Source organism: Streptomyces sp. NPDC057424 (assembly GCF_042803315.1).
In the GTDB taxonomy this organism is placed as follows: domain Bacteria; phylum Actinomycetota; class Actinomycetes; order Streptomycetales; family Streptomycetaceae; genus Streptomyces.
Genome location: NZ_JBHVCP010000089.1, coordinates 1 through 22269, shown reverse-complemented (window position 1 = coordinate 22269; position 22269 = coordinate 1). Strand labels below are relative to the sequence as shown.

Genomic DNA, 22269 nt, shown 5'->3' with positions numbered 1-22269 from the left:
CACTCGGCGGCCACCCACCGATCAGCCGTGTGAACAACGCTTCAGGTCAATACAGCTAGGCCGTCGAGGAAGAAAAGCAGGAAGGACCGCCCTTCGGGCGGACGAACCTTCGGTCGCCCTCCCCCGGCTGCCACATCGGCACCGTGGGCGGCGCACCCCGCCCTGACACCCGCTTAACGCTTAACACCGTCACGGCCGCCTGACACCCAAACTCCTAGACAGGCGCGGGTGTCACGCTCCCTAACAGCGCGCGCTGACACCTCCTAACACCTGGCCCTGACACCCCCGCGCACGCTTCCCCCACGCTTCTGCGGGCGGCAGCCCAGGGGGTACTCGTCGCCTCCGCTTGGAAGGCATCCAGGGGCGCCACGAGCGCCCTGTACAAGCAAGAGGAGCACGCCCCGCCCGTGGTGCTCCTCTTGCTTGTACGCAAGGACGGCAATCCAGACGGGCAGCGAGCCCGCCCCCGCCTGGATTGCCGTCCCTGTGGCCTTCCAAGGGGCGGGCGGCAGGCTTGGATGAGTGTGCCGCTGGGCCCGTTCCGCTCTCGCGGCCCACGGGCTCTTCAACAGGAAAGACGGTCTTCCGTAGGGCGATCCCCCCGCCTGAAGAGCCTTCCTTGTCTCTTACTAGAGAGTTGAGGGAAGACAGCGTCCGCAGCGTCCGCTGAGCATCGCTCACCCCTTCTGACCTGCACTGTTTCTATGGACGCTAAACAAAATGTTTAGCGTCCGCTAGTGTCCGCAGCGTCCGGCCACGCTCCGCTACTAGAAGGCTCTTTCCACAGGTCAGGGCGCTCTTAGTAGGCAGCGGGTTGCGGACGCTAACGGATGCTGACCACTCCGGAACGCCGAAGAGACCACCCCCATCCGGGCGGGGTGGTCTCTTCGTTCGGCGCCACAAGTCTGCCGGAAGCGCGCGTCGGCCTCTGGAGCTCTCAAACGCCGTCGCGCGCGAGCGCAGCGAGCTGCCAAGGATTGGCGGCCGTAGGCCGCACCTCTTATCTCTTGCCCTGCTGGGCGACTTCGTCCAGCGCCTTGAGTACCGAATCAGGGTCGCCGTTGTACACGATGTGAGGCTCGCCCGGCTCCGGAGGTGCGAACCGGGTCCGGTATCGGAGTAGGTCGCTTTCAGCGAAGTAGATCGAATTCGGGTCGGCCTCATGCCGCGCATTCCGCTTGCTCACGCGATCCCAGAGCTCTTCATGGCTTGCCTCTAGATAGACGAGCACCGTGCTAGCGCCCGCCTCGGTCGCGATCGACCGCCAACGAGCACGGTCCTGTGGTGTCCAGAAGCCATGGTCGACAACCACGTCATGCCCGGCCCTGAGCTGTTCGCGGAGCTCCTCGGCGATCTCTTCAAGGACAGGCCGTTCGAGGGTCGGAAAGACGCCCCGAGGGAAGTCGACCCCGTAGACGCCATGTCGACGGAACATCTCTTCGTCGGGGCAGAGCCTGAGGAAGCCGCGGGCTGTGAGTGCGCGGGAAAGCGTGGTCTTGCCTGAGCCGGGAAGCCCTGCCATCAGTACGCAGAACGGCCGGGAGGCGCTGTCAGTGGCCGTCACCGGGTGACTTCCGATTCGGTGCGCCACGTACGACCAGGGCCCCCAAGGTCGACGCCGTACTCAACGACGTTGCTCTCACTGTCGACGAACTTCGCCGTCATCACGACTACAGGGTCCGCCGGCGGCTGTGCTGGGTCTAGTTCCAAGAGCTCCGCGTCCTCAGGTGTCAGGAGGCGTGCTGACGCGGTGTCGATCCGATGAGTAATCGGTCGGCCAGTGGCTTGTGCGATGAGCTGGAGCGACGTTCCGCCGGTCAGGCGATCACTTTCCATCAACTCCGGGATCAGTTTCCCGTACCGGGCTGGAATCCATGACGTGGAGTGCGCGACGATCCCGTGCCGGTCGCGGTACACGCGACGTCGCCTGATCACGTCTGAACCGGGTGCCACGTCCAGTGCCCTTGCCACATCTGCGGGGGCTGGTACGACGGCGGCCTGGTGGGAGTCGGACCGTTCGCCGGATCCCCAGCTTGATCCGCTGCGGCGGCCTCGGTCCTGCCGCTGGGATCCGGAAGACATCGGAGAAGGGCGGTCCAGCACCTCTGTCCCGATGCCGTGGATCCCCCTGACGAGCCCTTCAGTGCGGAGTTTCCGCAACGCCTTCTCGGCCGTCGCGGTGCTGACTTTCCACTCCTGCGCGAGGCTCTTGATACTCGGCAGGAGCGAACCCGGCTGGAGTTCGCCGGACGTGATCAGCTCCGTGTAGTGGGCGGCAATCTGCGCGTATGGCGCTCGATTGTCGGCCTGATCCGACATCTCGCTTGCTCCCTTGTCTCGGTGACGCCATCCCTAGCGTACCCCTTGACACCCTAGGGTGCCCTAGGGAACCTTAGGGATGTGCCCGCCGGTCGGATCGGTCGATCGGAGATGGTCTGTCCGGCGTGCGCTGAACCGCGAAAAGTCCTGGTCACGCCAGGAAAAGCAAGGAGCGGCCACCTACCGCCAAGCAGTCAGCCGCTCCCTGACCCTCGAAGGGGCACATCCATCATGCCTGGAACCGTCGCAGAACGTACGGGTGAACAGGGGACGCGCCAGGGCACTGGTCCCGGTGGGCGGCGCATGCGCCACGGCGAGATTGTTCCGTTGACCGCAGCGCAGTCGGACCGGCTGGCCTCGCTGTACGAGGCGTACGGGCATCGCCTGGTGCGGTACGCGTACTCGCAGCTCAGGACGTGGGGTCACACCGGCTCCGACGCGTGGACGCTCGCGGAGGACATCACTCAGGGAATGTGGGTGCGGGTGGCCCGTGAAGGCGGGCGCGGCCCGGTGTTGAGTGAAGACCCGGCGGAGAGCCCGGCCGGGCTGCTGTTCTACCGGGTCAAGCAGGAGATCATCCACCACCACCGGCTTTTCTCGTCGGGTGAGATGGCCGTGGACTTCGGCGACCCAGTGACCTGCAACTGGCTGTGCCCGCTGATGACCAGCGGGTGTGCGCTGGTCGAACTGCCCGCCTACCTGGCCAAGATGGTCGACGCGTTGCCCGAGCAGGAGCGCGCCGCCCTGCTGCTGATGTTGGACGGCCTTGACCCGCGCTCGATGGCTGAGCACCTCGACTGCGCCGACTCAACGGCCGAACGGCTGGCCAACGCCGCCGTGCTCATGCTCCAGATCGACAACCCGGAGCTCTCGCGCGAACCGGTGGCGCTGGAGTCGCTCGCGGAGTGGGAGCGACGGGCACTGTCCAAACTGGGCGCTGAGCGGCGCGCTGCCCTGCTGCGGCTGGAGTCCGTGACACGTCAGACTCTGCTGCTCAGGCAGCAGGGGCTGAGCAAGAAGGAGATCAGCAGGCGGCTTGGTTTGGGCTACGACGCGGTGGCGATCGCCGTCAGGTGCGCCCCCGCGTCCCCGTTCTCGTCTAAGTCCAAAAGCACCGGTCGGCGCGCGAACTCGAAGTTCGCCCAGGTCGCCGACGCGCTGCGGGAGGACATCAAGGCCATGCAGCCCGGTGATCGGTTGCCGCGCCGGGTGGAGCTGATGGAGCGCTTCGGGGTCGGTAGCCGCACGATCGACAACGCGTGGGCCGTCCTGCGCGGTGAGGGCCTCATCGAGTCCAACGGCATCTACGGCTACACCGTCACCCGCACCCAGGGCGACATGGAGCGGGCGGCATGAGGCACGGTCACCCGCTCAACTCGACGCGGCGGCGCGTGCGCAAGGAGCAGCTCGCGCGCCGCCACGGGCAGCGCTGCGCCTACTGCCGCCGCCCGTTCACCGACCTGAGTGAGGCCACCCTCGACCACATCGCGCCGCAATCGCTGTGGCGTTCATGGTCGGTCACATCCCTCATGCTGGCCTGCGCCGACTGCAACCAGGCCAAGGCCGACCGACTCCCGCTCTCGCTCGCCCTGCTCTTGCTGGCCTGGGTCGACCCGACCACGCCAGTCGTCCGGCCGGTCGACTGGCCGCTGTTGGCCCGACTCGCCGCTGTTCACCAGTCGGCCCTGACCAGCGTGACGAGCCGCGTCACACCCCCCGTCACGCCTGATGCGACCGGCGATGAGTCGACCCCCCACCTGCACGAATCGGCCCGCCGTGCCTGCGCGCGGTCGATCGTGCGGCCCGACTGCCTGCGTGCGCCCCGCCCGGTGCGGGCGTGCGCAGGCCCGACCGGAGAGGCGGTGTTCGCATGAACACGATGAACGGCCGCGTGAACGGATCGGCCCGACCGGTGAACACGGTGAACACCACCGTGAACGAGTCGGCCGACTCCGTGACCCCCAAGAGTCGGGCGGCAGTCGACCCGACCCGACCCAACCGGCGACCCGACCACGGCGACGAGGGGGGCAAGAAGCCTCCGGCCGCCGCCCGGATCGTGGAGATGGCACGCGAGCAGTACCGGTTCGTGATGTCGCCCGACGGTCGCCCGTACGCGGTCGCGCTCGCCGGGCCGAACATCGCGCTGCCGCTGCGGAACAAGGGCGGACTGCGCCAGCGGCTGGCCCGGCAGTTCGCCGACGCCTACCCCGGCGAGGTGGCCTCACAGTCCGCACTCGCGGACGCCATGACCGTGCTGGAAGGCATCGCAGAGGACACCGACCCCGAACCCGTGCACCTGCGGGTGGGGCGCGACCCGGCCGGCGCCATCGTGGTCGACCTCGGCAGCACGGACGGCCGCGCGGTCGTCGTCACCGCAACCGGCTGGAACATCGTCGACCGCGCCCCGGTGCTCTTCCGCCGCTCCGGCGCCATGGCCCCGATGCCCGCTCCCGTACTGGACGGCGACGGGCTGGCCAAGCTGCACGCGCTGCTGAACATGGACGAGCCGTCCTTTCACCAGCTCGTCGCGTGGCTCGTGGCCGCGTGGATCCCGGACATCCCGCACCCCGCCGTGGTCTGCAAGGGCGAGCAGGGCACCGGCAAGTCCAAGGCCGCGCAGATGTTCATCAACCTGATCGACCCGTCCCCGGCCGCCAAGCGCAGCCAGCCGCGGGACGAAAAGGCGTGGTCCCGGCAGGCGTTCAGCTCCTGGGCGCTGTGCCTGGACAACATCTCCACCATCCCGCCGTGGCTCTCGGACACCCTGTGCAAGGCCGTGACCGGTGACGGCGTGGTCGACCGCGCCCTCTACACCGATGACGACGTCGTTGTCCTCACCTTCAAGCGGGTGCTCGCCTTGACCACGATCGACGCGGGAGCTCTCGCGGGCGACCTGGCCGAACGCGTCCTCATGCTCGACTTGCAGCTCATCGACTCCGACCGGCGCCGCTCCGAAGAGGAGCTGGACGCCACCTTCGAGGCGGTACGGCCCGCCGTGCTCGGGGCCCTGTTTGACGTGCTGGCGTGTGTGCTCGCGGTGCTGCCGTCGGTGCGGCTGGAGTCCATGCCGCGTATGGCCGACTTCGCCCGCGTGCTCGCGGCCGTCGACCAGACGCAGGGCTGGCACACCCTGGACGACTACCTGGCCACGTCGGCGAACGTCGCCACGGACGCGATGGAAGGCGACCCGTTCGCCATGGCCATCGCCCACCTGGTGGAGCAGGCGGGCACCTGGCAGGGCACGGCGGCTCAGTTGCTGGAAGCGCTGCCCACGCCGTTGGTACGGCCGCCGAACTGGCCCAAGGACGCCACCCGCGCGAGCGGACGCGTCAAGCGACTCGCCCCGCTCCTGCGCTCCATCGGGATCACGGCGGACGACACGCAACGTAGCCGCGACCGGCACCGGCACCGACTCCTCACGCTGTCCCGCGCACCCGACGAGGACGAGTCAGCGTCCGCACCCGAACAAGCCTCCCTCTGGCCGGAGGTGGCCCCGTCGGGGCTCGGCAGAACCCCACCTGAACAGCCCTGACGTAGCCGGAACACCCGCCGGGCCGGGCCGCACACCAGCGGCCCGGACACGTCCAAGCTGCGGACGCTACAGCCGTCCGGCGTCCACAGCGTCCGCACTAGCGTCCACACCCCTCACCCCAACTGGCCTGCGATATCGCGGCCGTGCGGACGCTGGGTCGCTGCGGACGCTGCGATACACCAACTCTCTAGGACGGCGACCGGCACCACTCCCACGCACCCCACCACGGACACGAGGAGTCACCACCGCCATGGCCACCGAAGAGCCGACCGACCCGCGCGCGATCCTGCGCGGCGGCCTCCCGGACCGCTACCTCACCCCCGACGACCTGGTCACCATGTTCAGCCTCCCCAGCGTCGAGACCGTCTACCAGTGGCGCCGCAAGCGCATCGGCCCGCCCGGCTTCCGCGTCGGCCGATACCTCCGCTTCAACCCCGCCGCCGTACAGGCATGGGAGGCCGAACGCACCGCCCTCACCGACGCGGCCTGACCCGACAGTGCGGGAGCGGCCGTGACGAAACCGCCGCAGCTGGCACCCGTTTCTCACACGGCCTGAGCGGTCCGCCCGGCGGGGAGGCACCACCCGCCGGGCCGGGGAGGCGGGGAGAACTCCCCGATCGCCTCCCCGCCCCGCGTCCCTCGCACTGACCAGCGAAGACAGCCCTTTGGGGAGGCGGGGAGGCGCCGCCGCATCCCACCCGAAAACCTCCTCTGACGGCCTTTCCCGCTCCCTGTCGCCACCTCCCCGCCGGGGCCCGGCGGACAGCGCGAGCGGCAGGGAGGCGCCGCCCGACAGACCAGGGAGGCAGGGAGAACTCCCTTACCCCCTCCCTGTCCCGCCTCCCTCCGCCTGATCAGCGCAAATGGCCTCTCAGGGAGGCAGGGAGGCACGCCCGAAGCACCCCCGAGAACCCCTCAGGAGGCCACCCGAGACCCCCTGTCTCCGCCTCCCTGAGACCCCCCGGAGGCTGCTACCGGTAGCACCCCCCACCCGCTACCGGTAGCACCCCCGCTAGCGCCCCAAACCTCAGTGATCAGGCTCCTAGCAAGTAGCGGGCCCGGCCAGCACACCCCCGAAACCGGCCCGACTGCGCCCACCAGGCCCCGCCGCGCCCTGCTACCGAGAAGGGACACAGCCCCCGACATGGCTGGCTACGTTCAAGACCGTTGGTTCAAGGAAGAGAAGACCCCCGACGGGAAGACCGTCCGCGTCAAGACCGACCGGCACGGCATCGGTATGCGCTACCGGGCCCGCTACTTCGGCCCCGACGGCTCCGAGAAGTCTGAGAGCTTTCCGGACCGGCAGAAGGGTCGGGCCGACAAGTGGCTGACGCGTGTCGAGGCCGACATGGACGCGGGCAGCTACGTCGACCCGAAAGCCGGGCTGATCACGTTCGGGGAGTACGCGGAGAAGTACTTGGGCGGACTGACCGGCGACCCGGTCAGTCAGGAAGTCGTACGTAGGCGCATCCGGCTGCATGCGGTCCCCCACATGCGTACGCGCCCGATGGGGTCGTTCAAGCCCGAGCACGTACGTGCGTGGCTGAACAAGCTCCAGTTGGCCGTGCCGAACGGCACCTACCGCCGTGCGATCTACGATTCGGTGTCGGCGCTGTTTAACGCTGCGGTGGACGACAAGGTTCTCAAGGCGAACCCGTGCCATGCCCAGTCAGTCAAGGCCCCGGTGCCCGAAGACCGGCTGATCGTGCCGTGGACCGAAGAGCGCGTAGTGGCCGTTCGCGCGGGACTGCCCGCGCGTTACGCGGCCACCGTAGACGCCGGCGGGGGCTGCGGGCTCCGTCAGGGGGAGGTGTTCGGACTGGCCAAGGACAACGTCGACTTCGATACGGGATGGGTCCACGTCCGCCAGCAGATCAAGCGTGTAGGCGGCGCCCTGGTCTTCGCCCCACCCAAACGCGGCAAGCTCCGCGACGCGCCGCTCAGCCCTGTGGTGGGGGCAGGCTTGCAGGAACACATGGAGCGGTTCCCGCCCGTGCCGGTGACGCTGCCCTGGAAGACTCCTGACGGGCCGTTGGTGACATTCGACCTGGTCTTCACCAGCGGCGTGGGCAAAGCCATTTGGCGAAGCTACTTCGACGACTCCGTATGGAAGCCCGCTCTCGCCCACGCGGGCGTCATCCCGCCCAGAGCGCCGGGCGAACGGCGCTATGCCGCCGCCCCGGACGACGGGATGCACGCGCTGAGGCACTTCTACGCGTCGGTGGTCCTGGAGGCCGGAGGTAGCATCAAGGCGCTGAGCATCTACCTAGGTCACTCCGACCCCGGATTCACGCTGAAGATCTACACCCACCTTCTCCCGAGCAGCGAAGAGAAGGCACGGGCGGCGGTGTCCTCGGTGTTCCAGCGCATCCACCCGTTGGAGCTCCCGGCAGCGGCCTGACAGCCGTCTACCGGCCCCCAACCGGCCCACGGCCCCAAACTGGCCCCTGTCTGACGGCTCCGCCGCTGGTCAGGGGCCCTTTTACGGCTTCGGGCCGCAAGACACACCCCATCTTGCCGTACCGCCACCCCTGGGTGGAAACGCGTATGGGTGGGGGGCTGTGACCTGGGGGTTCGTGATGGACGGCCGGGGCTCGCTGTCACTGCCGGTCGCCGCTGGCCTGCCTCGTGCGCCCTGTACGGCCCAGGGACGGCCCAGCCCGACCGTTTCCCCGCCCCGCGCCGGACCATCGTGCCGCCGTGACAAGCGCGGCGGAACGCCCTCTCCTCTTCCTCGACGTCGACGGTCCGCTCATCCCGTTCGGGTCGTCGTCCGGTCACCAGCCGTCCACCACGACCGGTGCCTCGCAGCCTGCCGGTCGGGGGAACCCACTGCTGACGCGGCTCGGCCCCGGGATCGGGGCGCGACTCATGGCCTTGGGCTGCCAGCTCGTATGGGCCTCGACCTGGACGGAGGAGGCGAACGAGGTCGTCGCTCCACGCATCGGCCTGCCCAAGCTGCCGGTACTGGAGTGGCCGGACCACGGTGCCGAAGGTCTTCCGCGCGGCCTGCACCGGAAGACCCGCCCCCTTGTCGAGTGGGCCGACGGCCGACCGTTCATCTGGGGCGATGACGAGATCAGCGCCATGGACCGCCTTTGGGTCTCCGCCGGCCACCCCGGTCCGTCGCTGCTGCCTCACGTCGACCCGGCCAAAGGCCTCGAAGACTCCGACCTCTCCGTGCTCGCCGGCTGGCTCCATGCCGTCGCGCCCGGATGAGCACTCGTGGATGTCGGCTCACCCGGCCCGCAAGCGGGTCTCGTGGCGATCGGTCCTGGAACACACACCGTAGGGGACGAAGGGGCGCTCGTACGGGTCACTCCGTGCGGGTCACTCCCCCGCCGTCGCCTCCCTGCGCCGCAGCACGACCAGGGTCGCCCCGCCGATCAGGACGAAGCCGATGGCGACGCCCGCGATCAGGGGAGTCATGCCGGAACTGCCCGTTTCGGCGAGGTTGGTGTCCGTGGCCGCGCCGCCCACCGTCGCCGGGCTCGGTTCGCTCAGGGTCTGGGTGGTGGTGCCGGTGGCGCTGCCGCGGGTCTGGCAGTCCAGCATGCCGGTGAAGCGCTTCTCGAAGCCGCCGGGGCCGTGGATCGTGAAGTCGTAGGCCTGGTCCTCCTGGAGCGGGACCGTCACCGTGCGGGACTCGCCCGCGGCGATGGTGTGCTCCAGGCCGGCCAGTTCGAAGGTGAACGGCTCGTCGCCCTGGTTGGAGGCGATGATGTCGACGCCGCCCTCGGCGCAGTTCTCAGCCGCCGACAGCGCAGGGATCGGCCCCTGCTTCGCCCAGGTCGCCCCGGCCGTCGCGGACACCGTCGACTCGCTGGAGCCGGCCAGGATCTGCGTCTGGCTGCGGCTCTCGGAGGCGAAAGCCCGGCCGACCGGCACGGTGGTCGAGGCCTGCACGGTCAGTTCCGCCGTACCGGCTGCCGCGTCCTCGGGCACGTCGAAGAACACCTGCCCGCCGTCGGACGTGGCGGTGACGGCCCTGCCCTGCTTGTCGACGACCCGTACACCGCTGGTGGCGGCGTCCGCGGGCGGGGTGACCGTCGCGCTGCCGGCGGTGGTGCGTACCGTCACCGGTCCGAGCCGCTCCCCCGGCCGCCCGGAGACCGCGGACGGCTCGAGGGTCAGCGAGGCCCGGGGCTCGGGCAGATCGCGGGCGCTCTTCTCCAGGTAGTCGGCGAGTTGCTCGGCCTGCGGGTCGAGGGCGTCGACGGACGCGTCGTCCGAGTAGCGCCAGATCGCCACCTGCGTGCCGGCCGCCGCGTCCTGCTCGGTCAGCGCACCGCGCACGCCCGCCTTCCGCGCCAGCATCGCGAGGTCGTTCACCTGCGGGTAGGAGTTCTGCAGGATCCAGCGGATCTTGCCGGCGTCCTCGTTCGCACCCAGAGACGTGCCGCTCCAGGGCGTCTCGTGGTACTTGGCGTCCCGCTGCGTGGGATTGTGCAGGTCGACGCAGTACGTCTGCAGCATGCCGCCGCCGTCGACGGACATCTCGAACAGGCCCGCCGGGATCTGCTGATCGCCGGTGCCGGCGTGTATCACGGCCGCGCCGTACGTCTTGAGGCCGGCTATCGTCGCGGCCGCTCCGCCCTGACTCTGTGTCGTGTCGTCGGCGGCCGCCCGGCCGGCACCGGCCAGCCCGCCCACGGCGACCAGCCCGGACACCACCGTCGCGGTGGCGACACGAGCCGCCCCTCGCCTGCGTACGAACAGCTCAGAGAACGAAGCAAACACCAAATTCCCCTTCGAGCAGGACCCGTTGACGTGGGGGGACGGTCCCACCAGCAGAATCAGAAGCATCACAGGACACAAGAGCCCCGAGAGCCATGTCCGGCATCCTAGGGACGTGGGAGACTCCGCCCGCCGGTCAGACGGTCGGACGAGTGATCCGACTCGGAATCGTTATCGCCAAGATCCCTGGCGAGCAGGGCTTATCGACAAATCCACCCCTGGCCGTTCGGTGCGCACTTGTCGATAAGCCGCAGTTCGGGCAGTGGCCCGGTGACTGGCATCACGTCAAGACAGGGGTCTCCGAGCGGAGTTGCTCCTGCGCGTCTACCGGTTTTGCGGAAGTTTCCGGTGGCGTCTCCCAGTTGGGCTCGGGTTGCGCCGGCGCAGGCGTCGTCTCCGCCTTGCCCGCGCGCCTGAACGCCGAGGTCCCCCAGGCCAGATCATGACCGATCGCCACCGCGTCGATGTCCGCCGACGTCCAGCTCTGCCCCTCGCGTACGTCGGTCCGCACCTTCAGCCTGCCCTGCACGATCACGGGCTCGCCGACCGTCAGTGACGCCGCCGCGTTGGTGGCCAGCTGGCGGTTGGCCCACACCGTGAAGAAGTTGGTGTGTCCGTCCGTCCATGTGTTCTTCTCACGGTCCCAGTACCGCGCGGTCACCGCCAGCCGGAACCTCGCCGACGGGCCGGACGCCATCTCCCGGTACACCGGCTGCGTCGCCACCCTGCCGACCGCGCAGACCATCGTCTCGTTCATCGCGAACCCTCCCTCGCCCGGACTACGGCAACGCGCCGGGCCGACACGCGTACGGGCCCGTCCCGTACGGCTGCGTCTGCCAGACTGCCGCCGCCGGGCCGGGCCCGCTGAGCGCTGTGGATCACCACCCGCCTGTGGACAACGCCGCCACCCTCAGGGGTGAAACCGGTGACGCCGGGTGGTGTCGGAACCCCGGCGGCAACACCGGCGCCCCGTCACTGCCGCCCCGCCCGGAGTCACCGCCCCGCCCGCCCGGAGTCACAGCCCCATCCGCGCCTCACCGCCGTGGCGTCAGTGCCCCGCCCCCACCACCCTCCCGTACTGCTCCCGGACCTCCCGGTACCGCAGCAGTTCCGCCGCCACCGGATCCAGTACCCGGGCCCTGCCGCATCCGGCCGCCGCCTCCCGCAATCGGCGTTCCGCCTCCAGGCCGTAGCGCCGGGCCGGGCCGCGGGCCGCCATCCGGCAGCTCCACTCGATGAGCGGGCCGCCGACGATGCCGATCACCATCAGCAGCACCGGCACCCCCAGGTTCGGTGACATGACCCCGATGATCTGGCCCAGCAGCCACAGCCCGCCCAGGAACTGCAGGATCGTCATGGACGCCTGGGTGAGGACGGCCACCGGCCACCACCCCGGGCGCGGCGGGCGCCCCGCGGGCACTCCCGCGCGCGCGGTCAGCTCGTCCAGCGCCTCGGGCAGCCCCTGCGAGCCGCGAGCGGCCGCCTCGCGCACCGCCTGCGCCCACGGAGCGGGCAGCCCGGCCGAGGCCCGGTCGGCCACGGTCCGCACCGCCTGCTCGACGCGCTGACGTGCCGTGGCCTCCTCGTCGGCCTGCGTGCGCGAGGGGAGCCGGCCCGTGGTGGGCTCGCCGCGGTCCTGGTACCAGCGCCACAGCCGCAGCCAGGGCGTGCCGCAGGCACGGTTGGCGTTGCGCAGCCACGCGCGCTCGGCCGCCTCACCCGCCGCCGTGGCGCCCACCGCGTCCGCGAGCCGGTCGGAGAACTCCTCCCGGGCCTGTTCGCTGAGCCCGGTCCGCCGCTGGGTGGCGTAGACGGGCCACAGCCGCGCCGCGGCGATGTCCACGTCGGCCGAGATGCGGCGGTTCGGCGCCCCCCGCTCCGAGACGAACTGGCCGAGTGCCTCGCGCAGTTCTCCGACACCGTCCCCGGTGAGCGCGGACAGGGCGAGCACGGTCGTGCCCGGCTCGCCGTACTCCCCGAGGGCGATGCCGTCCTCGTCGAGGAGCCGCCGCAGATCGTCCAGGACCTGCTCGGCGGCCTCCCCGGGCAGCCGATCGATCTGGTTGAGGACGACGAACATGACCTCGGCGTGGGCCGCCATCGGCCGCAGATAGCGCTCGTGGAGGACGGCGTCGGCGTACTTCTCCGGGTCGACGACCCAGATGACCGCGTCGACGAGCGCCAGGATGCGGTCCACGTGCCGGCGGTGCTGTACGGCCGCGGAGTCGTGGTCGGGCAGGTCGATCAGGACGAGTCCGCGCAAGGGAGACTCGCCGTCTCCGCTGGGCAGCGGACGGCGGCGCAGTCTGGGCGGGATGCCGAGCCGTTCGATGAGGCCGGCGCCCCCGTCGCTCCAGCTGCACGCGATGGGCGCGGCGGTGGTGGGACGGCGTACTCCCGTCTCCGAGATGGTCACCCCGGCGAGCGCGTTGAACAGCTGCGACTTGCCGCTGCCGGTGGCGCCCGCGATGGCGACGACGGTGTGCTGCCCGGAGAGTCTGCGCCGCGCGGCCGCCTCGTCGAGGACCCGGCCGGCCTCCGAGAGCGTCCGGCTGTCGAGCCGGGTACGGGAGAGCCCCACGAGTTCACGCAGAGCCTCGAGCCGGGAGCGCAGCGACCCCTCGTACACCAGTGGGGTCACCGTCTGCGGGGCGGCGGAGCGGTTGTCCGTCATGGGGAACCGGTCTCCTTCGGCAGTCTCGTTGACCCGGCGCGCGATGAGCCCGTCGTCCCAGGTCTCGGCGGAGTCGGTACGTGCCGCGCGCTCTCCGTCCGGCGTGCCCCGGCCGACGGCGCTTCCCGCCTTGTGTGCGCCGTCGTCCGGCTGATCGGCGTGATCGGTGGGGTCCTGGTCAGTGACGGCGGTCACCGGTCACCTCTCCTTCTGCAGTACGGACAGCGCGGCGATGAGTTCGGCCTGGGGCTCGGGGTGGACGTCGAGCGCGTCGAGCGGGGCGAGCCGGCGCTCGCGTTCGGCGTGCAGCACGCGGTCCACGTGCTCGGTGAGCAGCCGCCCGGCCCGGTCGCGCAGCCGCAGCGCGCCATGTGCGCCGATCCGCTCGGCGAGCCCTTCCCCGGCCATCCGGCCCCGGCGGCCGCCCAGCAGGGAGGTGGCGACCAGGGCCGCGACCAGCTCGGGGTCGGGCGCGAGGTTGCGGTCAAGTTCGCGTACCTCGTCCTCGGCATGCTCCTCGAGCTCCCGCCGCCACCGCCGCACGGCGAGTCCGATGCGGTGCTCGGCACTGTCCGCTCCGGTGTCACGTGCGGTCAGTTCCGGGGCGGCGGACGCCGGTTCGCGCCGCCAGGCGTCGTCGACGCGCTCGTCGGCTGCGGTGACGGCGCACAGCAGCAGCGCGCTGAGGCTCTCCACGAGCGCGTCGAGGAGTTCGGCGGCGGTGCAGTCCAAGGGGAAGGCGCGCCACCGCTTGAGCGCGTCCCCGGCGAGGACCGCCCCGCTCTGCAACCGGCCCCGTACCCGCGTGTGCTCGCTGTCGTACGCCCCCTCGACGGCGGAGGTGAGCCGCAGTGCGGCGGCGTACTGCGCGGCGGCGGCACCGGCCAGCTCGGGCATCCGGGACTTGAGGGAGTCGAGGACGCCGTACGCCGTGCGGGCGAGGACGTGTTGCCGGGCGGCGGGGTCCTGGGCCTGGTGGACCAGCCAGTTGCGCAACTGGGCGACGGCGGAGGCCGGCAGGAGCCCGCCGCCCCAGGCCGACTCGGGCAGCTCGGGCACGGTGAAGCGCGGCACCTCGCCGAGCCCTGCCTTGGTGAGCAGGGCCCCGTACTGCCGTGACACCTCGTTGACGACCTGGTGGGGCACACGGTCGAGCACGGTCACGAGCGTGACGTCGTAGTCCTTGGCGGTGCGCAGCATGTGCCAGGGGACGGCGTCGGCGTAGCGGGCGGCCGTGGTGACCATGACCCAGATGTCGGCGGCGCAGATGAGTTCGGCGGCCAGGACACGGTTGTCGGAGACCAGGGAGTCGATGTCGGGCGCGTCGAGGAGGGCGAGGCCGGGCGGGAGGGTCTCGGCGGTCTCGACGCGGAGCACGCGCGCGGGGTTCTCGCCGGGGAGCAGCAGGTCGTCGGTGGAGTCCTGTTGGGGTACCCACACGCGCGTGAGGTCGGGCAGTACCCTCATCCCGCTGAACCAGTGGTGGTCTTCCGGATGGCAGACCAGCACGGGGGTGCGGGTCGTCGGCCGCAGCACGCCCGCCTCACTGACCCGCCGTCCCACGAGGGAGTTCACGAGCGTCGATTTCCCGGCTCCGGTCGACCCGCCCACGACGGCCAGAAGCGGCGCTTCGGGCTCCCGCAACCGGGGCACCAAGTAGTCGTCGAGCTGCGCGAGGAGTTCGTCGCGGTTGGCACGCGCGCGTGGGGCCCCCGCCAGGGGCAGCGGGAAGCGTGCGGCGGCGACACGGTCGCGCAGGGCGGAGAGTGCGTCGAGCAGCTGAGGCCGTACGTCCAAGGTCACCACATGTGAAGAATGCCCAATTTTAGGGGAATTCTGAAGCATATGAGCATGTCTGCGCGCCGACAGAACACAAGGGACGGAAGGGGCGACTGGGACACGGGCACACTCCAGGCATAACGAGTGCACAACACCCGATGCCTCTGACGCCAAAAGCGATGCACGATTCGTACCTGCCTGCGATTATCAGGACCGCTTCACTGAACCTCCACATCGAGCCACGGAGGCGAAGCAACAGGGACAAGGACGCGGGAGCCCTATCCTTGTCCCCGGCAACGTCACGGTTCGGCCCACACCCGGTCACCACGACAGAGGCCACCACACCCGGCCCCCGTAGCTCAGTGGATAGAGCAGGCGCCTTCTAAGCGCTTGGCCGCAGGTTCGAGTCCTGCCGGGGGCGCCACCTCCTACCAGCAAAAACGCCCCAGAGGGGATCTCCCCTCCAGGGCGTTTCGCGTCTCTGACGGCAACGCTGACGGCAACGCTGACGGCAACGGCCCCGTCACTCGCCGGACAGCAGGCCTCCCAGCTTGTCCAGTGCGGCCCGCTTCTCCGTCATGTCGGCGTGCGCGTAGATGTTCATGGTCACGTCCAGGGCGCTGTGCCCGACGATGTCGCGGACGATGTGCGGCGGGATGCCGAGACCGAGCAGCAGCGTCACGCAGGTGTGGCGGAGGTCGTGGAAGCGGACCTCCAGGCCGAGCCGCTCGCGGATCGGGTGGAAGTGCCGGTTCAGGTTCCGGGGCTCGATCGGGGTCCCTCGCCGGGTGGTGAAGACCAGGCCGGTTTCCTGCCACTGCTCCCCCGCGGCTTCGCGCTCTTCCGCCTGGCGCTGAAGGTGCCGGCGGAGTACCTCGACACACACGGCCGGGAGCGGCACCGGTCGCTCCGGGCGGCGCATCTCGGCCGCGGTGTCGTCAGCTCTCCGTTGACCCGCTGCAGGGCCGTACGGATCTCCAACGACCCCGTCCAGTCAACGTCCGACCAGTGGAGCCCCAGCAGCTCGCCACGCCGGAGCCCCAGGTACAGCGCGAGCACGTACGCCGCGCTCAGCCGGTCGCCACGCACGTCGTCCAGGAGCTTCTTCCCTTCCGCGACGGACAGCCCGCGACCGACCCGGTACCGAGGAGTCTGGACCTGCACGAGCTTGGCGACGTTGCGCTGCACCAGCTCCTCACGGACCGCGTGCTGGAGCGCGTTCCGCAGCACCGCGTGCAGGTACTGGACCATGCGCGGCGCCAGCCGACGCTTGCAGCACCGCTTGGGAGTGGCGGCACAGCAGCGACGCGCACCGGCCGGACGAGCGGCATCACGTCCCTGAGCACAGCACCGGCAGACCCCGACGTGCAGCCGTGGGAAGCTCTGGGAGCGGTGTAGCAGCGGCGCTCCCGACGGGCACATCCCGCCGGTTCAGGGCGTGGGGCGAGGGGCGGCAGTCCGCCTCGCTCTTCTGCCACTTCCCGGCCTGTAACCCGAATTCGTATGCCTGCACTTGTCGTCACGCCGTACGGGTTTCCGCCCGTCTATCGCCCACTGCTGAAGCGCGAGACGAGCAGGCCGCATGTACTGAGACAGGCGAGTCCGAGTGCGCTCCACCATGCGGGCATGATGTCCAGAGCGTTGGGTGAGAAGGCGATGAGAGACAGCACCGCAACGATCAGACCGGCGAGGAAGACGCCGTGCAGTTGTTTCAAGATGTTGCGTCCCCCTTCTCCGAGAGTGCACTGGCCTCCGTGTCGCTCATCCGACACGTCACACGTGATGGCGCCAACGAGGCCAGCCTGCGACACAGCCAGACCAATACCGCCAGCGACTGTCAGCGAAGCACCGCCGGTACGACGTGCAGCGGCAGCAGGTCAGTCGGCGGGCGCTGATGGTTCGGGCCGTCATGATGCTCATGCCGCCACCGCCTCGGGGCGCTCGACGAACTCGCCGTTCTTGAATACTGCGCCGACGCGGACACGGACGACGAGTTGGGATGCGGTGCCCACCACCCGCCAACGCTCCTGCGCGGACTCCACGAGCTGGAACACCGTCGCCCGGGCCACGGCCGGGCTGCCCGCACCCCGGGTGACCTTGGTCCGGAGCTTCACCGAACTGACAGTGGATTCGATTGGATTGTCGTTCTGAGATGGATCCAGTGCTGGGCGGGGAAGTCGTAGAAGGCCAGCAGTTCCTCGGTCTTGTCGGTGATCTTCTTCACCGCCTTCGGCCACTTCGCCTCGTAGGTCCCAGCGAACTCGCGTACCGCCTTCTCGGCGTGGTCGCATCCTCGGCGTTGTGGACTTCCTGCAGGGCCTTCTTCGCCCCATGCTGCGTGGACTTCGGCGCCGGCTGGGCGGCAGGGCGTTGGCCACGTCACGGATGAGCGGTGAGATTCCCGAGCATCGAGTACCCCACTCAACGACCCTGGTTGCGGCTAGACCTGAAGTGCAGGCCAAGCGAGATAGCCGCACCAGCCACGACGGCGAAGACGGCGCCGCCGTAGTTGTCCTGGACGATGACGCCAGCGGCAATCACGGTGCCGATGACCAGGGGTAAGCCGGTGGTCATGCTGTTCTTTTTCACGAGAGCTTCTCCTGAGGGGTGGGCGGTGGAAAGCGCCACGGGAATGGACAGGTCGTCCATACCAGTGCAAGCGGCATGATGTCAGTTCCCCAGCACCGGACCAGGCCGATCCGTGCGCCTCCGTGCCGCTGGCTGCTGAACAGCCAGGCATAGCAGGGCTCCTGGTAGGCGAACCGAGTGACTGCGGCCCCGCAAGGCAGGGGGTGTCCATGCCCCCTGCATGCCCGGTCAGATGGCGAGCGGTGGGGAACGACGGTGCACATCGGCAAGCCGACAGGGAAGCGCGCAGGTCACAGTCTTGCCAGGTCAGCACCCATCCGCATACGCGGTCTTCCGCGCTGGTGCAGTACGGCAGCGAAGTACGGCAACCGGTATGACCGCAGCCGACCGTCATGAGGGCTTGGCGATCGGTGCACCAGCCCGGCTCACCTCATCGACCTCCCTGCCCCTTGGCCCGCATCGAGGAGGCATGAGCGGGGGTGGCTGATTCCAGACGCCACTACGCTGCGCGGTCTGGAGGTGATCATGAGGCTTACCGTTCCACCAGCACCGCTCGACATCGCGGAAGCATGTCCAGAACTTGTGCCGTATGCGCGGGCAACCACTCTGCTGTACCCGCGCGCCGGCAGCCCCGTACGGAATGAAAGCTCGCTGGGTGGGCCGCTCCTCTGGCCTGCCGATGAGCCCTGGCCGACGTGTGCGGCTCCCGACCACTACAACCCGGCCCGCGGTTGCGCGGTGGTCGGTCCGGCCCCCGTCGCCATGGTGCCCGTGCTCCAGCTCTTCGCTCGCGACGTGCCAGCAATGGCATTCCCGAGCGGCGCCGATGTGCTCCAAGTGCTCTGGTGCCCGCTGCTCCATTCCGAACACGACCAGCATTCGCCGGTGCCCGTGCTGCGGTGGCGATCCGCCGCCGACCCAGCGGATCGACCATTGCTCGACACGGCACCGCGGCCTTACGAGTTCGACGACCAGTACGTGCCACGGCCCTGCGTGATACACCCCACCGAGACCGTGGAGTACCCCAACTGGGACATGCCTGAGGGGCTGTCCGAGCGCGTGGGCAAGTGGAGCGAGGAGATGGAGGAGTCCTGCGGCATCTCCTACTACGACGCCTTCACCACCCAGCAGACCAAGATCGGCGGATACCCCGGCTGGACGCAGCCACCGAACTGGCCGCACTGCACCTGTGGCTCACGGATGGAACATCTGCTGACGATCTCGGCGAGCGAATCGTGTGGCCGCTGGCTCCCGGTCGAGGAGCGCGCCCGTCCCGGCTGCGGCTGGGAGATTCCCGACAAACCAGAGCTGCAGCATGACAGCCACGAAATGATCATGGGTGACGGCGGGGGCATCTATGTCTTCGTCTGCCGCACCTGCCCCACCTGGCCCACAGTCCACCGCTACGACTGCTGAGCTGCCGGTCGCCTCAGGGATGTCCCGTGCATACCGGCCACCCGGGGCAGGGACAGCGCCGGTCCGGTAGTCAGCAGAAGTCGAGCGAAACGCCCTTGGCTACGCAGTACTTCATGACATCGATCAGCTGGCGGGTGTCATCGATGCGCCGTTGGAGGACGGGATCGCCGGCGACTTGTAGCCGCTCGCCGACGATCGCTTCCAGCCGTGGCAGCATGGCCGCGCACTGAGCGGGTGCGAGGTCACCGTCGTGGTCTGGGTGGTTGAGCAGCGGTGTCAGCGTGGTGGTGACGCTGCTCCATGGGCGTTTCCCGCCGAAGCCGACCATCCCGGGGAGAGAGAATCCCTCGATCTGGGCCAGCCACTCCCTGAACAGGTTGAACCCGTAGTGCGACCACGAGATGTCCGGGCTGGCCGCTTCGTCGTCTGCAGGGCAGAGCATGAGCCCCATCCGGTCGCCCTCCTTGCCTTGTTGGCAGCCATGGTCAACTGGAAGGAGAAGGATCGGCAACTGAAATGATGTGTCGCACGGCTGGTGCGATCGCGGCGTCGAACTGTCCTGGACAACGCCGTTGGCCGAGCTGAGCCCGCGCCGCTTTCGCATGTTGGCGACCACGCTGCGTCGTGAGGGAGCGGATGCCGCCCGAGCATTGTTCACACGGCTGGTCGGCGGCCAACCGCCAGGAGCACGGCAACGCTGCTTCCGGCCCACTCGGCCGCCTGGGCGGGCGGGGGTCCCGTCGTCAGCCACTTCGTCAGGCGCGTGTCCCGGCTGTCGTGGACGCGCCGTCCGGTGGGCGAGTCGAAGACGTGCGGGGGGCAGCACGGCCTTACGCGCACTGCGCCACGCCCGGCGGATGACGGAACCGGCCAGGATGCCGCCCGACTCGCGAGCCCCGGTTGTGGCTTCCGGCGACTCCGTGGTCGGGTCAGGGCCAGTACCCCAGCGTGTGGACTGCCAGGAATACGCAGAGCGTCAGCTGCCCCACCCCGATCACGGGGTGCCCGATCCGCAGCAGCACGACGGCCGTTACGCCAACCGCCAGGGCCAGAGCGCCGAATCCCAGCACTGGCGTCCAGTCCACGGGCGGCACACTGGTCGCAGTCTGTCCGGAGCTGGTGTCCATCTGTTCGCGGCGGCCCCGGGGCGCGGCCCGGCCCGAAGCCAATGCCGCTGCAGTGCTCTCAGGTCCTCCACTCGGCGACGTCAGCGTCATGCACGGCCCGCACGGGAACGCGGCATGTGACTGCCTTCAGTCTCCGCCGCCCCACCGCGGCGGCAGACAGGACGGTCCGGCGCCCGGCAGTGTGCGCCGTCCTCATGCCCTGGTTATGGTGGACAAAAGTGGAAAACGCTCAAGCGCATCGCTGACGGATCCGTGGTTGGCGTGGAGCGGACGGCGACCGCGATGGTGGCCACGCCCGGTTCCGCGCGGTACGGGCCCCGACCGCCGCGGCCCCCCGGAGGCGGCCGGCCAGGTGGCCGAGCACGCTGCGACACACCACACCGTAGTACCCGACGGGCCGGAAGGCGTCTTGAACCGCCCCTCCCCCTTCCCTCCAATTCCCCTTTCTCGACGGCATCGGACTACCCGCTTCCCCAGATGCCCGGAAGCCAAGACCACGGGTCCTGAGAGTCGGAGACCAGCGCGCCCTCAGCAGTCACGGCCAGCTCGTCCGCGCGGTCGGTGAAGCGTCGGTGCGGCGCTCGAGGACGTGCGACACCGCCTTCCTCGCCGGGTTCTGCCTCCGAGTGACGCCCGGGTGAGCTGCCCCGGGGTGGCGTTCACCCCGCGTCGGCGATGTTCTGCGCGCCAATCGCGTCGAGCCGAAGAAGACAAGCATGGATTCCTCTGGTGGTTCCTCATCAGCTTCCGAAGGTCCTGGCCGTCCGGTCGCAGAAGGCCCTCCTCTGAGCGTCGAGGAACGGGCCGAGTACGAACGGCTGCGCCAGGCGGCCGGGGTGCGTCACCGGCGCCTGCGCTATGGGGCTGCCTCCGTACTGCTGGTGCTGACCTTCCTCCTGGCGCCGCTTGCCGTGGTCGCGGCCTGGGTCGACTCCGAGGTCTCCGACACCGACCGGTACGTCCACACCGTCGCCCCGATCGCCACCGAGCCCTCCGTGCAGAACACCGTGACCGACCGGCTCACCAAGCGCGTGGTCGACAACGTCGATGTCGCGGCCTTCACCGCGGCCATCGCCCGGACGTTGCAGCGGGAGGGAGCGCCCCCTCGTGTGGTCCTGGGCGCCGAGGCGCTCACCGGCCCGCTGACGAGCGCGCTCAACTCGACCGTCCACGACATCGTGCACAAGGTGGTGACCAGCGAGCGGTTCGCCGAGGTGTGGGACGACGCCAACCGACAGGCCCACTCCGCCGTGGTCAAGGTCCTCACCGGCGAGGGCGGCAGCGCCGTCCAGGCAGGCGACGACAGCATCGACCTGAACCTCGGCGCCGTCATCGACAACGTCAGGCAGAAGCTGGTGGACTCGGGTTTCGACCAGGCCGCGAGGATCCCGGACGTCGACAAGACGATCACTCTGTTGCAGACCGACAAACTGGACGAGGCCCAGGGCGCCATGCGTCTGCTGAACGTGATGGGCACCTGGCTCCCGGTCCTCTTCCTGATCCTGGCGGCGCTCGCCGTCTGGAGCGCGCCCGCGCACCGCGTCGCCCTGATGAGCACGGCCATCGGCGTAGGCGTCATGATGATCGTGCTGCTCGTCGGCCTCGCCGTGATGCGCCAGGTATATCTGGACTCCGTCCCCAGGACCGCCCTCCCGCAGGGCACCGCGGCCGACATCTACGACATCTTCATCCGCTTCCTGAGGAACAGCACCGTCACGGTCCTGGTCGTCGCCGTGATCACCGCGTTGGCCGCCTATCTGTACGGGCCCGGACGGGGTGCCCGCTGGGTCAGACGGACGGCGGCCGGCGGAACCGGGGCGACGGGCCGGTTCATGGCGCGCCACGGTCTGCGCACCGGCACCACCGGCCGCTGGCTGGGCGCGCACGGCAAATGGACCAGCGGCATCGTCATCGCCGGGGGCGCGCTCGCCCTGGTGCTCTGGAACTACCCCACCCCCGGGACCGTGGCACTTGTCCTCGGCTTGGTCGTCCTCGTGCTGGCACTCCTCGCCATCCTCGCGGCGGCCTCCGGCACAGCCGGACACCCGGACGCGGACCGCGTCACCCGGGGCGGGTGACCGGCCGGTCACCCGCCC

20 protein-coding genes and 1 tRNA gene are annotated in these 22269 nt (G+C 69.6%); 10 read left to right on the top strand and 11 right to left on the bottom strand.

Annotation, left to right across the window (positions count from 1 at the left end; all coding sequences use genetic code 11):
• Positions 1-1000: 1000 nt before the first annotated feature.
• Complete coding sequence (locus ACFU3E_RS36500) at positions 1001-1522, bottom strand: AAA family ATPase (protein WP_384168532.1); 522 nt, start codon at positions 1520-1522, stop codon at positions 1001-1003.
• Positions 1523-1560: 38 nt separating this feature from the next.
• On the bottom strand, positions 1561-2319 hold the full coding sequence (locus ACFU3E_RS36495) for a GntR family transcriptional regulator (protein ID WP_384168527.1): 759 nt from the start codon (positions 2317-2319) through the stop codon (positions 1561-1563).
• A 327-nt stretch (positions 2320-2646) separates the two neighbouring features.
• Between ACFU3E_RS36495 and ACFU3E_RS36490 the strand changes: the two genes are divergently transcribed.
• The 6 genes from ACFU3E_RS36490 to ACFU3E_RS36465 all read left to right on the top strand — a co-directional run bounded on the left by ACFU3E_RS36490 (position 2647) and on the right by ACFU3E_RS36465 (position 9070).
• Complete coding sequence (locus ACFU3E_RS36490) at positions 2647-3675, top strand: sigma factor-like helix-turn-helix DNA-binding protein (RefSeq protein WP_384168524.1); 1029 nt, start codon at positions 2647-2649, stop codon at positions 3673-3675.
• Positions 3672-4193: an HNH endonuclease gene (locus ACFU3E_RS36485; protein WP_384168521.1), complete on the top strand. Its 522-nt coding sequence runs from the start codon at positions 3672-3674 to the stop codon at positions 4191-4193. Before ACFU3E_RS36490 ends, ACFU3E_RS36485 begins: the two co-directional genes overlap by 4 nt.
• Positions 4190-5851, top strand: a complete 1662-nt coding sequence (locus tag ACFU3E_RS36480; RefSeq protein WP_384168518.1) for an ATP-binding protein — start codon at positions 4190-4192, stop codon at positions 5849-5851. The genes ACFU3E_RS36485 and ACFU3E_RS36480 overlap by 4 nt, the downstream gene beginning before the upstream one ends.
• A 250-nt stretch (positions 5852-6101) precedes the next feature.
• Positions 6102-6341 carry a helix-turn-helix transcriptional regulator gene (locus ACFU3E_RS36475; RefSeq protein WP_384168515.1) on the top strand — a complete coding sequence of 80 codons (240 nt, stop codon included), beginning with the start codon at positions 6102-6104 and terminating at the stop codon, positions 6339-6341.
• 654 nt (positions 6342-6995) lie between these two features.
• Positions 6996-8252, top strand: coding sequence for a tyrosine-type recombinase/integrase (locus tag ACFU3E_RS36470; RefSeq protein ID WP_384168512.1), 1257 nt, complete (start codon positions 6996-6998; stop codon positions 8250-8252).
• 299 nt (positions 8253-8551) lie between these two features.
• Positions 8552-9070: a hypothetical protein gene (locus ACFU3E_RS36465; protein ID WP_384168510.1), complete on the top strand. Its 519-nt coding sequence runs from the start codon at positions 8552-8554 to the stop codon at positions 9068-9070.
• A gap of 111 nt (positions 9071-9181) precedes the next feature.
• On the opposite strand, the gene ACFU3E_RS36460 is transcribed toward ACFU3E_RS36465, so the two are convergent.
• The 4 genes from ACFU3E_RS36460 to ACFU3E_RS36445 all read right to left on the bottom strand — a co-directional run bounded on the left by ACFU3E_RS36460 (position 9182) and on the right by ACFU3E_RS36445 (position 15068).
• A complete protein-coding gene (locus ACFU3E_RS36460; protein WP_384168507.1) occupies positions 9182-10591 on the bottom strand; it encodes a Cys-Gln thioester bond-forming surface protein in 1410 nt (469 codons plus the stop codon).
• A 277-nt stretch (positions 10592-10868) separates the two neighbouring features.
• A complete protein-coding gene (locus ACFU3E_RS36455; RefSeq protein ID WP_384168504.1) occupies positions 10869-11345 on the bottom strand; it encodes a single-stranded DNA-binding protein in 477 nt (158 codons plus the stop codon).
• A gap of 291 nt (positions 11346-11636) precedes the next feature.
• On the bottom strand, positions 11637-13457 hold the full coding sequence (locus ACFU3E_RS36450; RefSeq protein WP_384168501.1) for a GTP-binding protein: 1821 nt from the start codon (positions 13455-13457) through the stop codon (positions 11637-11639).
• A 3-nt stretch (positions 13458-13460) separates the two neighbouring features.
• Positions 13461-15068 carry a dynamin family protein gene (locus tag ACFU3E_RS36445; protein ID WP_384168498.1) on the bottom strand — a complete coding sequence of 536 codons (1608 nt, stop codon included), beginning with the start codon at positions 15066-15068 and terminating at the stop codon, positions 13461-13463.
• A 321-nt stretch (positions 15069-15389) separates the two neighbouring features.
• Between ACFU3E_RS36445 and ACFU3E_RS36440 the strand changes: the two genes are divergently transcribed.
• Positions 15390-15465, top strand: a tRNA-Arg gene (locus ACFU3E_RS36440).
• A gap of 99 nt (positions 15466-15564) precedes the next feature.
• Here ACFU3E_RS36440 and ACFU3E_RS36435 read toward each other — a convergent pair.
• Positions 15565-15942, bottom strand: coding sequence for a tyrosine-type recombinase/integrase (locus tag ACFU3E_RS36435; protein ID WP_384168495.1), 378 nt, complete (start codon positions 15940-15942; stop codon positions 15565-15567).
• Positions 15943-16049: 107 nt separating this feature from the next.
• Between ACFU3E_RS36435 and ACFU3E_RS36430 the strand changes: the two genes are divergently transcribed.
• Positions 16050-16439: a hypothetical protein gene (locus ACFU3E_RS36430; RefSeq protein ID WP_384168492.1), complete on the top strand. Its 390-nt coding sequence runs from the start codon at positions 16050-16052 to the stop codon at positions 16437-16439.
• Positions 16440-16957: 518 nt separating this feature from the next.
• Here ACFU3E_RS36430 and ACFU3E_RS36425 read toward each other — a convergent pair.
• Genes ACFU3E_RS36425 through ACFU3E_RS36415 form a run of 3 tightly spaced genes read right to left on the bottom strand, consistent with a single transcriptional unit; the run spans position 16958 to position 17690 of the window.
• On the bottom strand, positions 16958-17155 hold the full coding sequence (locus ACFU3E_RS36425) for a hypothetical protein (protein WP_384168489.1): 198 nt from the start codon (positions 17153-17155) through the stop codon (positions 16958-16960).
• A complete protein-coding gene (locus ACFU3E_RS36420) occupies positions 17152-17424 on the bottom strand; it encodes a transposase (RefSeq protein ID WP_384168486.1) in 273 nt (90 codons plus the stop codon). Before ACFU3E_RS36420 ends, ACFU3E_RS36425 begins: the two co-directional genes overlap by 4 nt.
• Before the next feature lie 38 nt (positions 17425-17462).
• On the bottom strand, positions 17463-17690 hold the full coding sequence (locus tag ACFU3E_RS36415) for a hypothetical protein (protein WP_384168483.1): 228 nt from the start codon (positions 17688-17690) through the stop codon (positions 17463-17465).
• 702 nt (positions 17691-18392) lie between these two features.
• On the opposite strand from ACFU3E_RS36415, the gene ACFU3E_RS36410 reads away from it, so the two are divergent.
• Complete coding sequence (locus tag ACFU3E_RS36410) at positions 18393-19046, top strand: hypothetical protein (protein WP_384168529.1); 654 nt, start codon at positions 18393-18395, stop codon at positions 19044-19046.
• Positions 19047-19116: 70 nt separating this feature from the next.
• On the opposite strand, the gene ACFU3E_RS36405 is transcribed toward ACFU3E_RS36410, so the two are convergent.
• A complete protein-coding gene (locus ACFU3E_RS36405; protein ID WP_384168481.1) occupies positions 19117-19497 on the bottom strand; it encodes a hypothetical protein in 381 nt (126 codons plus the stop codon).
• A 1392-nt stretch (positions 19498-20889) separates the two neighbouring features.
• On the opposite strand from ACFU3E_RS36405, the gene ACFU3E_RS36400 reads away from it, so the two are divergent.
• Complete coding sequence (locus ACFU3E_RS36400) at positions 20890-22251, top strand: hypothetical protein (RefSeq protein WP_384168478.1); 1362 nt, start codon at positions 20890-20892, stop codon at positions 22249-22251.
• Positions 22252-22269 lie beyond the last annotated feature (18 nt).